This is a genomic window from Rhodococcus sp. 06-221-2 (assembly GCF_002258365.1).
GTDB lineage: Bacteria > Actinomycetota > Actinomycetes > Mycobacteriales > Mycobacteriaceae > Rhodococcoides > Rhodococcoides fascians.
The window spans coordinates 1-11914 of the sequence record NZ_NOYJ01000004.1; the positions used below are offsets into that span (position 1 = coordinate 1).

12 protein-coding genes are annotated in these 11914 nt (G+C 64.9%); 5 read left to right on the forward strand and 7 right to left on the reverse strand.

Translation table 11 applies throughout. The features are described from left to right. Positions 1-131: 131 nt before the first annotated feature. Positions 132-485: a VOC family protein gene (locus tag CH281_RS01045; protein WP_094692601.1), complete on the reverse strand. Its 354-nt coding sequence runs from the start codon at positions 483-485 to the stop codon at positions 132-134. A 92-nt stretch (positions 486-577) separates the two neighbouring features. Between CH281_RS01045 and CH281_RS01050 the strand changes: the two genes are divergently transcribed. After that, a complete protein-coding gene (locus tag CH281_RS01050; protein WP_094692603.1) occupies positions 578-1366 on the forward strand; it encodes an RsiV family protein in 789 nt (262 codons plus the stop codon). A 30-nt stretch (positions 1367-1396) separates the two neighbouring features. Then, the gene (locus tag CH281_RS01055) at positions 1397-2299 is read left to right on the forward strand and encodes an alpha/beta fold hydrolase (RefSeq protein ID WP_094692605.1); all 903 of its coding nucleotides are present in this window, start codon (positions 1397-1399) and stop codon (positions 2297-2299) included. Here the strand turns inward: CH281_RS01055 and CH281_RS01060 are convergent. The 4 genes from CH281_RS01060 to CH281_RS01075 are packed head-to-tail and all read right to left on the reverse strand — an operon-like array spanning position 2296 to position 5521. Next, on the reverse strand, positions 2296-2619 hold the full coding sequence (locus CH281_RS01060; RefSeq protein WP_032365151.1) for a putative quinol monooxygenase: 324 nt from the start codon (positions 2617-2619) through the stop codon (positions 2296-2298). The two genes, CH281_RS01055 and CH281_RS01060, sit on opposite strands and share 4 nt — an antisense overlap. 46 nt (positions 2620-2665) lie before the next feature. Next, positions 2666-3691: an NAD(P)-dependent alcohol dehydrogenase gene (locus tag CH281_RS01065; RefSeq protein ID WP_027498442.1), complete on the reverse strand. Its 1026-nt coding sequence runs from the start codon at positions 3689-3691 to the stop codon at positions 2666-2668. Between the two features lie 5 nt (positions 3692-3696). Continuing rightward, positions 3697-4476 carry an iron-sulfur cluster assembly protein gene (locus CH281_RS01070; RefSeq protein ID WP_052062957.1) on the reverse strand — a complete coding sequence of 260 codons (780 nt, stop codon included), beginning with the start codon at positions 4474-4476 and terminating at the stop codon, positions 3697-3699. Position 4477: 1 nt separating this feature from the next. Continuing rightward, positions 4478-5521 (reverse strand): amidohydrolase family protein, encoded by a 1044-nt coding sequence (locus CH281_RS01075; RefSeq protein WP_032365152.1) that lies wholly within the window; start codon positions 5519-5521, stop codon positions 4478-4480. Positions 5522-5671: 150 nt separating this feature from the next. On the opposite strand from CH281_RS01075, the gene CH281_RS01080 reads away from it, so the two are divergent. Both CH281_RS01080 and ligD read left to right on the forward strand, forming a co-directional pair. Next, positions 5672-7138 carry a helix-turn-helix domain-containing protein gene (locus CH281_RS01080; RefSeq protein WP_051365423.1) on the forward strand — a complete coding sequence of 489 codons (1467 nt, stop codon included), beginning with the start codon at positions 5672-5674 and terminating at the stop codon, positions 7136-7138. A 72-nt stretch (positions 7139-7210) separates the two neighbouring features. Further along, complete coding sequence (ligD, locus tag CH281_RS01085; protein WP_094692607.1) at positions 7211-8158, forward strand: non-homologous end-joining DNA ligase; 948 nt, start codon at positions 7211-7213, stop codon at positions 8156-8158. A gap of 68 nt (positions 8159-8226) precedes the next feature. Here the strand turns inward: ligD and argG are convergent, their stop codons facing one another. Both argG and CH281_RS01095 read right to left on the reverse strand, forming a co-directional pair. After that, on the reverse strand, positions 8227-9642 hold the full coding sequence (argG, locus tag CH281_RS01090) for an argininosuccinate synthase (protein WP_032369815.1): 1416 nt from the start codon (positions 9640-9642) through the stop codon (positions 8227-8229). A 22-nt stretch (positions 9643-9664) separates the two neighbouring features. After that, positions 9665-10369: a FadR/GntR family transcriptional regulator gene (locus CH281_RS01095; RefSeq protein WP_094692609.1), complete on the reverse strand. Its 705-nt coding sequence runs from the start codon at positions 10367-10369 to the stop codon at positions 9665-9667. Positions 10370-10471: 102 nt separating this feature from the next. Between CH281_RS01095 and aspA the strand changes: the two genes are divergently transcribed. Further along, positions 10472-11911, forward strand: coding sequence for an aspartate ammonia-lyase (gene aspA, locus CH281_RS01100; RefSeq protein WP_027498436.1), 1440 nt, complete (start codon positions 10472-10474; stop codon positions 11909-11911). The last annotated feature ends 3 nt before the right edge of the window (positions 11912-11914 follow it).

Genomic DNA, 11914 nt, shown 5'->3' on the forward strand with positions numbered 1-11914 from the left:
CACGCAAAACGCTCGGCTGGAAAACTCCAGCCGAGCGTTTACGTGATCTACTGACAGGCATCTGACCATCAGGTGTTGCGAGGACCCCTAGAATCCGCCTCGAGGGGGTCGGGCTTTTTCGTGTGCTGTAGTCAGTCCCGGTGATACGCGATGTTGACGACATTGCGGTCGGGAGCGCGAACGAAGAAGCGGCGCACACCCCACGGCTCGGTCGTCAATGGGTGCACGATCTCGTAGCCCAGTTTCTGCGCTTCGGCGTACGCGCCATCGACATCGTCGGTGTGCACCGACATCACCGAATCCTCGGGTGCGCTCCGGTCGCTCGTCACCAGCTGAACGCTCACCGGGCGATCGGGTGACGACAGCCGCGCGACCCACCCCATATCGAACTCCTCGGATTTCAGACCGAGGAACTCGGTGTAGAACGATTTGGCCTCGTCGACGTCCGGAACCCGCAGGTTGGTGATGATGCTCGTAGTTTTCATCGAACTCCCTTTCCGAACGTGGGCCGGTCGGAGACCCGGGAGGTTCGACGCTAGCAGCGGAGTTGCCGGCTGTTCGGTGGTTAGTGTGGGGCATGACGCGAATCCGCTCGATGACGGTCGCACTCGCTCTGGCAGCGGCCCTCGCAGGCTGCTCCACCTCCGGAACTGCCACGCCCGTGTCTGCACCGACCACAACCGATGTCACCGCCACCATCGATCGAGCCGCGCCGACGACTACAACGCCAACCACTACCTCGAGTGCCGCCGAGCCGTACGTCGTCGGCAGTACGCGCATTGCCGGATCGACAGCGCGTGCGACCTACGACGTCGCGATTCCACAGCTGAGCGGAGGCAATCCGGCCGTGACAGCCGAATTCAACGAGTCGATGCGCGCGGCGTTGCAGGACCAGATCGACCGCGACTACGGGAACGACTTCGCTCTCAGCGACGGCTATTCGAAGGGGCAGACCCACGTCGGTCGACGCGTGATCAGTGCCGAACAGATCACGAGTTGGATCGCCGTGCCGCCCGGAGCGCACGGTAATTCACTGCTTGCGACCGTGACGATCGACGTCGACACCGCGCAGCCGATCACTCTCGGTGATGCCTTCACCGACCTCGATGCCGGCCTGTCTCGACTGTCCGATCGAGCAGCGGCAATTCTCCCGTCCACCCGCGCGGGCGGCAGCTTCGAGCGCTCGGGCATCGAACCGACGGTGGCCAACTTCGGGAACTGGACGGCATCGCCGGAAGGTATGAACATTCACTTCGGTGACTACCAGGTGGGGGCCTACGGCATCGGCCTCGTCACGATCACGATCCCCTGGACCGACCTGTCGGATGTCCTCGCTCCCGGCATGGAAGACGTGCTGAGCAGCTGACCCTCAGCCCGGCAATGCGAGCATGGACCCATGATGATTCGCGCAGGGGTGCTGGAGGTTGCGTACGACCGCGTCGGTGATCCGTCGGGCCGATCGGTGGTGCTGATGCACGGGTTTCCGTACGACCCGCGCAGTTACGACGACGTCGCCAGGCTGCTCGCTCAGTCCGGCTACGACGTGGTGGTGCCCTACCTGCGCGGCTTCGGACCGACTCGCTTCGTCGACGCCGGCACGATGCGCTCGGGTGAACAGGCTGCGATCGGCCACGACCTCCGCGAGCTGATCCTGGCCCTGGAGCTGAACGACCCCATCGTCGCCGGCTACGACTGGGGTGGCCGAGCGGCGTGCGTCGTCGCCGCGCTGTGGCCGGAATTGGTGTCCGGTCTGGTGAGCGTGTCCGGGTACCTCGTGCAGGACATCGAGGCGGCGGTGTCCACGCCCGTGCTGCCGCACCTCGAGAAGCGGTATTGGTATCAGTACTACCTGCACTCCGAGCGCGGCCGGGCCGGGCTCGCGGCCTACCGCACCGAGATCGCGCAGACACTGTGGACGGATTGGTCGCCGACTTGGAGGTTCGGCGACTCCGAATTCGCGGCCACCGCGCCCTCGTTCGACAACCCCGATTTCGTGGATGTGTCCGTGCATTCCTATCGGCACCGATACGGAATCGAGGCGGGCGACGTCGCTTACGCCGCGACGCAGGAGTTGCTGACACGGCAACCGGCGATCACGGTGCCCACGGTCGTGATCGATCCGACCGAGGACACCGTCGCCTCGCTGTACGGCCGCCCGGACCACGCGGCGCACTTCACCGACCTGATCGATGTTCGTCAGGTCGAGTGCGGCCACAACCCGCCCCAGGAGTTGCCCGGGCAATTCGCCGACGCCGTCATGACCCTCGGTCAGGTGATCCGGGATCGCGAAAGGAACTAGTCGACCGCGAGTTCGCCCAGTTCGTTCCAATCGGTGCCGTCGACTTCCTGGCTGATGATCTTCGGCGTCTCCACCAGGTACGGCGGAAGATCCTTCTGGGCCTGCTTGAAGTGATCCGAATTCACATGGGCGGCACCGGCATCCGGGTCCTTGAACGCCTCCACGAGGACGTACTCGGTGGGGTCGTCCAGGGTGCGGGACCAGAAGTACCAGAGGCATCCTTCCTCGGCCTGGCAGGCTTCGGTGAAGTCGCGTGAGATCTCGGGCCAGTTGTCGGCGTGCTCGGGCTTGACCTTGAACTTGGCGGTGATGAAGATCAACGTTGCTCCTCGTAGTTGGAATGGTGCTGGTGGGTACTACCCGATTTCAGGGTACGAGAATCGCGCGGCCGCGAACTCGTCCGTTGTCGAGGTCGTCGATGGCGCTCTGGAAGTCGTCCAGTGCGTACGTCTGCGTGTGCAGGTTGACGGCACCGCGGGCGGCGAGTGACATCAGATCGCACAGGTCGTTGTAGGACCCGACGAGATTGCCGACGATGTTCTTCTCCGCCGACACCAGGTCGATGGTCGGCACGTCGACGTTCTCTCCGTACCCGATGACGTGATAGTCACCGGCCCGCCTCGTCATGGCCAATCCCTCTGCGGTGGAACCGTTCTCGCCGACGAAGTCGAGTACCACCTCGGCTCCGAAGCCGCCGGTGAGTTCCATGACCTGATCGACCTGACTGCCGTCGGCGACCACCGCATGATCGGCCCCCAAGGTGAGCGCCAGTTTGACGGCGTCGGCATTGCGGTCGATGACGATCAGCTCGGCGGGCGACAGTGCCTCGAGTACCTGAATGCCGATGTGGCCGAGGCCGCCTGCTCCGATGACGACGCACTTGTCGCGGGGAGTCAGACGCCGGGCCGCCTTCGCGGCCGCGTGATACGCCGTCAGGCCGGCATCGGCAAGTGCGGCGACTGCGGACGGTTCGAGTGAATCATCGATCTTGACGACGGTTCGCGCATTGGTCCGCAGATAGTCGGCGTATCCACCGTTGGTGTCGATACCCGGGAAATCGCTCGTCTCGCAGTGGACGTCGTCGCCCGAGCGGCACGCCCGGCACAACCCGCACGTGACGAGTGGATGCAGAATCACCTTGTCGCCCTCGCGGACGTTGGTGACGGCCGAGCCGACGGCGTGGACCCACCCGGCGTTCTCGTGGCCGATCGTGTAAGGCAGTGTGACGCCCGACTTCTCGGCCCACTGGCCCTCGAGGATGTGCAGATCGGTACGGCACACGCCGGCACCGCCGATCCTGACGATGACGTCGAGTGGACCCTGTACTTCCGGAATCGGAACCTCGGTCATCTCCAGATTCTTGTGATATCCGACGACCTGGACGGCGCGCATCGAACTCATGAAACATGCTCCTGTGTAGTGCGGAGGGGGACAGTGAGAGTGGTGAGAGGAACGAACGCGCCCTCTTCGCGAGGGACTTGCTGTTCCTCTGCGCCGGGGTAGCGGGTCTGCAGCAATCCGCGGCAGAAGTGCGCATTACCGTCGATCGAAACGCGGGTGGCGCGGGCGCGGCGCATCACCATCGTCAGGTCGCCGGTGTGTGGACGACCCGCATGATCGACCAATGCCGGTGCCGCCGGATCGGTCCGCAGGCCGAGAGCCTCGCGTCGGCGAAGCAGCGCGGTCGAGGTGCGATCATCCGGTAGGTCTGCGAGAACCACTGCGGCCAGGTCGTTCTCGGTCGAGTCGGGATTGGCGCGCAACCACGCCATGAGCGACCGTTCCATCGCCGCCACGTACGCCTTGCGGCGGAACGTCGCTCGTAGTTCGTCGAGGTCCTCTTCGGCCTCGTGCCCGAAGGTGCCCCGATATCCCGCGTCGGCGGCGAGGCCGGCATTGATCTTGTCCGAGTCGTGGTGATCGTCCAGTTCGACGAGAACGTGCTCGGTCCACGGCAACGCCGTCAACACGTCCTTGGAGTCTCCCGCCATCAGATACGCGAAATTCGGCGAACAGAACGACGTCGGCAGTCGAAGATGAACGTGCACAGTGCCCTCGTCGACCTCGAGCGACCGGACGAACCCGAGATCGGTGATGGGCTCGTCCAATTCGGGATCCAGGACGACGCCGAGCGCGGTGTACGCCTCGTCCTTCCTGGTGGTCACAGCAGTCGTCACGTCACACCGCCGCAAGGTCGGCGCGCTCGGGCTGACGCGGTCCGGTCTCGGTCTCGTTCGCGTCGGGCAACTGCAGTTCGGCCGGCACCGGGATGTCGTAGAGCTTGGCGGCGTTCAGTCCGAGCACCTTCTTCTTCTGTTCGAGCGTGATCGGTGCGTATTCGTCGAGGGACTCGTGGATCTGGAAGTCGACGAACCCTTCGACCAACCACTTGGGCGTCCACAGCGCGTAGTCCGAGGAGAAGAAGATGCGGTCCTCGCCGAGCCAGTAGAGCAGTTCGCCCATGATCTGACCGAAGTACTTCGGCCGCGTGTGCATGAACGGGATGGCCACCGCGAGGCCGGCGTACACGTTGGGCTCCTGGGTGGCGATCCAGCAGAAGTCCTCCAGGCGCGGCAGTCCGCAGTGTTCGACGACGAAGTTCAGATCGGTGAAGTCGGTGGCCACGTGGTCGACGTCTGCGACGTCGAACGCATCGCGATCGAGCGGACGGATGGTGGGTCCCTTGTGCACGTGGATGTTCTTGATGCCGACCTCGCGGCACACCTCGAGGTAACGCCGGGTCCAGTCGTCGTCGAGCTTGTAGCCGCGAGAATCGCCGTGCCAGTCGGCGGTGTAGAGCTTGACGCCCTTGAGCCCGAAGCGTTCTGCGTCCGCACGCAGCTGGTCCAGGCCACGTTCGCCGTTGCGTGGGTCGAAGTGATGGTTGTAGGTCAGCTTGTCCGGGTGAGCTGCAGCGAGCGCCGATGCCTCGTCGGTCTGGCCGAACCCGCGGTGGTAGAACTCGCCCAGGTGAGCGGGCTGGAAGATGGCGTGGTCGACGTATCCGATCTCGAACAGGTCGCGCATCAACCGATCGCCGCCCTGGTAGAGGTACTCCTCGTAACTCCACAGCTCGCTCTCGGGGGAGAGATTGCGGTGGTAGTCGTAGAAGCAGTCGATGAACTGCTTGCCGTGGATGTTGCGTTGGTTCTCCTGCCGCGCATCCCAGAGCGCGACGTGGGCGTCCACGATGAAGTAGTTCTCGCCGTTCTTGCTGTACATGGCTGACCTCCAGAGACTGTGCGTGACGTCTGTCACAAGCGATCTGTGGATGACGGTAGGCGCGGCGAAGGCTCGACGAAGTAGCGCGATGTCTCAATTCGAGACGCTGGTTTCGGATCCATGGCGACCAGCGAATGTAACCTGAATCACATGGCAGATCCCGAGGGTCTCGTACGAGCCCGCTTGCACTCGGAGCCCCTCGCTGCCGTGTCGCATCGGTTGCTCGCATCGTGGCACCGAAGCCAGGAATTCGGAGTGCCACTCGAAGACGTCGTACCAGCATTTTCGGGCACCTACGACGGCGAATCACTGTTCTACCGATGTGGGCGTGAGGTGCTCGACGGACTGCGCGACACGTTGGCGAACGAGCCGGTGTCGATGATGTTGACCGACGCCGACGGTCTGGTGCTCGATCGAGTGAGCGCGGACCGTGAGCTGTTGGCAGCGCTCGACCGTGTGCATCTGGCCCCCGGCTTCTCGTACGGCGAGAACCAGGCGGGCACCAACGGCCTCGCCCTCGCGCTCGCCGATCGAATTCCGGCAGTGGTGCGCGCCTCCGAGCATTACTCGCTCTCGCTCACCGGATACACCTGCGCCGCGGCACCGGTGCTGAACCCGATGACGGGCACCGTGGAGGGCTGCGTCAACCTCACCACGTGGTCGGAGTCGTCGACGGATCTGCTGCTGGCCCTTGCTCAGTCGGCGGCAGGGAACACCGCGGCGATGATGCTCGCGCGAGCGCAGGGACAGCACGCGCGTCCGGCACCACGTGGGACGGTCTTCCGCGTCGAAGCGTCGTCGGGTCGGCCGGGTGCGGGCAGCGTCCCGACGCTGTCGACGCGGTGGAATCAGGCTCTCGCGTCCTCCGAAACAGCTCTCAGCCAACATGATTCGGTCCTGCTGGTGGGAGAACCGGGAACCGGACGTGCCACGATTCTGGCCCGAGCGCTGCGTACCATCCGCCCACGGGGTCGAATTCTGAGTGCCGGAGTTCCGGCGGCGCGCGACGTCGACGCCTGGCTGGATCTGTGGACGCCCGAGCTGCCCAAACCCGACACCGCAGTCATCGTCCGCGACGTGGACCGGCTTCCGGCGCGAGGGGCAGACGCGTTGGCGGAACTGATCTCTCGTGTCGGTGACGGCGTGCCCGTCACCCTGACGGCCTCCGATTACGACGCTGTTCCCGCTGCCCTGGCGCAATTGGTGCGTTCGGTCGTCGAGGTCCCGCCGCTGCGCGATCGGCCCGAGGACATCGCTCCGCTCGCTCGGCATCTGGCATTGCGGGCGCGTGGACGCGAGGTCAGCCTGACCGGAGACGCCGAACGAGCCCTCGTCGGATATTCGTGGCCGGGGAACGTCACCGAGTTGGCGACGGTGATGCACGAGGCGGCGGTCCGCGCCGACGTCGTCGGCGTCAATCACCTGCCGCCCGAGGTGCTTTCGCGGACCACCCAACGTCTGACACGAATCGAGACGTTCGAGCGCGACGAGATGATTCGAGTACTCAGCCGGCCCGGCATCACGATGAATCAGGCGGGCGAGGAACTGGGAATGAGTCGAGCCACGATCTACCGCAAGCGAGACCGCTACGGCATCACGCTGCGTTCCCACACGTAGCTCCGGTGGACCTGCGAGAAAATCTCCGACTTCCGAGCGCGCGCGGCCGCGGGTACATCTAGTGTCGCTGGTATGGCATCTCCGGCAATAGAACTCGAGGTGGGCACGCGCACGGTGCGCATTTCCAACCCCGATCGGGTGTATTTCCCCGAGAGCGGTGCCACGAAGCTGGACCTGGTGAACTACTACCTGAGCGTCGGCGACGGCATCGTCCGCGCGTTGCGGGAGCGGCCGTGCATGATGCATCGCTTCCCCAAGGGCCTCGCCGGTGAAAAAGTGCACCAGAAGCGGGTGCCGCACGGAGCCCCGCCGTGGTTGGAGACCGTCGAGGTGACGTTCCCCCGCTACAACCGCACCGCGGACGAGCTGTGCGTGACCGAATTGGCGCACGTGGCGTGGGCGGTGCAGATGTCGACGGTGGAGTTCCATCCGTGGAACTCGCGCCGCGCCGACGTCGAGATGCCCGACGAATGGCGCATCGACCTCGATCCGATGCCCGACTGCCCCTTCGATCGGGTCCAACGCGTCGCCGGTGTCGTGCAGGACGTGCTCGGTGACCTCGGCGCAGTCGGCTGGCCCAAGACCTCGGGCGGTCACGGTCTGCACATCTACGTTCGCATCGACCCCGCGCACGGCTTCAAGGACTTGCGAAGGGCTGCACTGGCATTCGCGCGGGAGGTGGAGCGCCGCGCACCCGAGGACGTGACGACGACGTGGTGGCGCAAGGATCGCGACCCGTCGAAGTTGTTCGTCGATTACAACCAGAATGCCCGCGACCATACGATCGCCAGCGCGTATTCGGTGCGGGGAAACCCGAGGGCGACTGTGTCGACACCCATTTCGTGGGCCGAGGTACCTGACGTCGATCCACGCGAGTTCACGATTTTCACCGTACCGGCCAGATACGCCGAACTGGGCGACCTACATGCGGGTATCGACGACGCGGTGTTCGCAATCGACGAGCTACTCGAATGGGCGGAACGCGACGAGCATCAGGGCCTGACGGAGCCCGAGGAGTAGCCGAACTCGAAGTTATGGACGGAAATCGGCAGAAATCCGTCCATAACTTCGAGTTCGGCAGCCAGAAGTCAGTCGGTGCCGGACTCGATTGCGGCGTGGTCGAGGGCTGCGGAGTCCACCGAGTTGTCGGCGCTGCTGGCGGCGATGGCGTCGGCTCCACCGGGGGCGAGTTCGCCGATCAGGTCGCCCCAGGCGGTCAGCTGATCCTGAGCGGCGTACTGCTCGAGTTTGCTGCGCGAATCTGCGATGTCGAGGTTGCGCATGGTCAACTGGCCGATGCGGTCGCCGGGGAAGAAGGCCTGCCCCTGGCTGCGTTCCATCGACAGTTTCTCGGGGTGGTAGCTGAAGTTGCTGCCCTGGGTGTCCACGATGGTGAAGTCCTGACCGCGGCGCAGGCGAACCGTCACGCTGCCGGTCACGACGTTGCCGACCCAGCGCTGCAGGCCCTCGCGCAGCATGAGTGCCTGCGGATCGAACCAGCGGCCCTCGTAGAGCAGGCGTCCGAGGCGGCGGCCCTCGTTGTGGTACGAGGCGATGGTGTCCTCGTTGTGGACGGCGTTGACGAGCCGCTCGTACGTGATGTGCAGCAGTGCCATGCCCGGGGCCTCGTAGATGCCGCGACTCTTGGCCTCGATGATCCGGTTCTCGATCTGGTCGGACATGCCGAGCCCGTGGCGTCCGCCGATGGCGTTGGCTTCCATCACCAGGTCGACGGCACTGTCGAAGGACTTGCCGTTGATCCGAACGGGACGGCCACGCTCGAAGTCGACTGTGACGTCCTCGGCTGCGATCTCGACCTCGGGGTCCCAGAAGCGGACACCCATGATGGGCGAGACGATCTCGAGGGATGTGTCGAGGTATTCGAGACGCTTCGCCTCATGGGTGGCACCCCAGATGTTGGCGTCGGTGGAGTACGCCTTCTCGGCCGAGTCACGGTAGGGGAGGGTGCGCTGGGTGAGCCACTGCGACATCTCGTGCCTGCCGCCGAGCTCGGCGACGAATGCCTCGTCGAGCCACGGCTTGTAGATGCGCAACTCGGGGTTGGCGAGCAGGCCGTAGCGGTAGAACCGCTCGATGTCGTTGCCCTTGTACGTCGAGCCGTCGCCCCAGATCGAGACGCCGTCCTCCTGCATCGCGCGCACCAGCAGCGTGCCGGTCACCGCGCGGCCGAGGGGAGTGGTGTTGAAGTACGTCTGCAGCGACGATCGGATGTGGAACGCGCCGCAGGTCAGTGCCGCGAGGCCTTCCTCGACCAGCGGTTCGCGGCAGTCGATCAGCCGGGCCTGCTCGGCGCCGTACGCAAGGCCGCGGGCGGGTACGTCGGACAGATCCGGCTCGTCGTACTGGCCGATGTCGGCGGTGTAGGCAAACGGGATCGCGCCGTGCTCGCGCATCCACGCCACGGCCACCGAGGTGTCGAGACCACCGGAGAATGCAATGCCGATTCGTTCACCGACCGGGAGAGAGTTCAATACCTTCGTCACGGCCCGCAGCTTAGTCGTACGGTCAGCTGGGCCGATCGGCGAGCGACTCCACTGCACCACGGACGGCATCGAGGTGGGCGGTCATGGCGCGGGCTGCTGCGTCGTAATCGCCGGATCGGATACCGGCGACGATGGCGTCGTGCTCGACGTTGGACTGCTGCTGCCGGTGCGCGACGAGGTTCAACGTTTCGGACTGCCGCGTCAAGGCATCTCGGATGTCGACGACGATCGACTCGAACACGCGGTTCCTGCTGGCCCGCGCGATCGCGGTGTGGAACTGCGCGTCCAACAGGACCCAGGCCTCGTGGTCGTCCTCGGAACGCATCTCGTCGGCGAGGCCGGAGAGCACCGCCAACTCGTCGTCGGTACGTCGTTCGGCCGCCCACCCGGCTGCGGGTACCTCGACGTGGGGTCGGGCCTCCATGAGTTCACGGGCCTCGTAATTGCCGATGTCGAGGTCGCTACCCACTCGATCACGGACGACGAAGGTGCCGAGGCCCGTCTTGGTCTCGGTCAGACCGAGCGCGTGGCACGAGCGCAGCGCCTCGCGGATGACGGAACGACTGACGCTGTGCCTCGCGGCCAGCGCCGCCTCGGACGGGAGCTTCTGCCCGACGGGGAGCTTTCCCGACGAGATCGCGGCACGCAGGTCGGCGAAGACTGCCTCGGCGGCGCTCATGCGGGCATTGGTAGGCGCACTGACTGCCCAGCTGTCCGACAGGTTCATGCAGTGATCCTATCCCGGGGTTGACCGACGAGGTGTTCTACGCCACACTCTACCTGTCAGACAGCCGGACAGCTGGACACCCTCTGAAGGAGAGCACCCACCGTGGCCGATACCCGCATCGAGAAAGACCTTCTCGGCGAACGCGAGATTCCGATGACCGTCTACTGGGGAATCCATACCCTGCGCGCGCTGGAGAACTTTCCCATCACGGGGCGGCCGATCTCCACCAACGCCCACCTCGTCCGCGGGCTCGCAGCCGTGAAGTGGGCGGCCGCGGCGGCCAATCAGGACCTCGGAATACTCGACGCCACCCGCGGGGAAGCGATCCGGGCCGCGTGCCAGGAAATTCTCGACGGCCAGTGGCACGAGCAGTTCGTCGTCGACGTCATTCAGGGCGGCGCGGGTACGTCGACCAACATGAACGCCAACGAGGTCATCGCCAATCGTGCCCTGGAAATCCTCGGCCACGCGCACGGTGACTACTCGATGCTGCACCCCAACGAGCATGTGAACGCCTCGCAGTCCACCAACGACGTGTATCCGACGTCGGTGAACATCGCGACCATCTTCGCGGTGCACGAGCTGATCGCATCGATGAAGGTCCTGCGAGATTCGTTCTCCCGCAAAGCAAGCGAGTTCGCCACCGTCGTCAAGATGGGCCGCACCCAGCTGCAGGACGCGGTGCCGATGACACTCGGTCAGGAGTTCGGCACCTACGCGATCATGATCGACGAGGACTGCTCACGGCTCGAGGAAGCCGCGCTGCTGGTGCACGAGATCAACCTCGGGGCCACGGCCATCGGCACCGGGCTCAATGCTCCTGCCGGATACACCGAATCGGCCGTCGCGCACCTGCGCACCATCACCGGCCTGCCGTTGGTCACCGCAACGGACCTCATCGAGGCAACGCAGGACGTCGGTCAGTTCGTGCACCTGTCGGGTGTGCTCAAGCGCGTCGCAGTGAAACTGTCGAAGATCTGCAACGACCTTCGGCTGCTGTCCTCCGGGCCGCGCGCGGGCTTCAACGAGATCAATCTGCCTCCGATGCAGGCGGGTTCGTCGATCATGCCCGGCAAGGTCAACCCCGTCATTCCCGAGGTTCTCAATCAGGTTGCCTACGAGGTGATCGGTCACGACGTCACCATCACGATGGCCGCCGAGGCAGGGCAGTTGCAGCTCAACGCTTTCGAGCCGATCATCGTCAAATCCCTGTCCGACGGTATGGCGCATCTGAGTGCGGCCTGCCGGACCGTCGCGCATCGGTGCGTCGACGGCATCACCGCGAACGTCGATCTGCTGCGTGAGCGGGTGGAGAACTCGATCGGTCTGGTCACCGCGCTCAGCCCGTACCTCGGGTACGTGGAGTCGACGGCCATTGCGCAGGAAGCGCTGGTCACCGGCCGCAATGTCGTCGACCTGGTGCTCGAGAAGGGCCTGCTGGCGCGAGAAGAGCTGGATCGATTGCTGAGCCCCGAGCATCTCGCGAACCTGCGGGTGGCTCCCACCGAGCATTCCGTTGCTCCCGAGACGTCGACGAGGTAATGC

Bases quoted from the DNA above. Each gene is read 5' to 3' on its own strand.
- CH281_RS01045 (WP_094692601.1), bottom strand. From the start codon at position 485: ATGAAAACTACGAGCATCATCACCAACCTGCGGGTTCCGGACGTCGAC.
- CH281_RS01050 (WP_094692603.1), top strand. From the start codon at position 578: ATGACGCGAATCCGCTCGATGACGGTCGCACTCGCTCTGGCAGCGGCC.
- CH281_RS01055 (WP_094692605.1), top strand. From the start codon at position 1,397: ATGATGATTCGCGCAGGGGTGCTGGAGGTTGCGTACGACCGCGTCGGT.
- CH281_RS01065 (WP_027498442.1), bottom strand. From the start codon at position 3,691: ATGCGCGCCGTCCAGGTCGTCGGATATCACAAGAATCTGGAGATGACC.
- CH281_RS01075 (WP_032365152.1), bottom strand. From the start codon at position 5,521: ATGTACAGCAAGAACGGCGAGAACTACTTCATCGTGGACGCCCACGTC.
- CH281_RS01080 (WP_051365423.1), top strand. From the start codon at position 5,672: ATGGCAGATCCCGAGGGTCTCGTACGAGCCCGCTTGCACTCGGAGCCC.
- ligD (WP_094692607.1), top strand. From the start codon at position 7,211: ATGGCATCTCCGGCAATAGAACTCGAGGTGGGCACGCGCACGGTGCGC.
- CH281_RS01095 (WP_094692609.1), bottom strand. From the start codon at position 10,369: ATGAACCTGTCGGACAGCTGGGCAGTCAGTGCGCCTACCAATGCCCGC.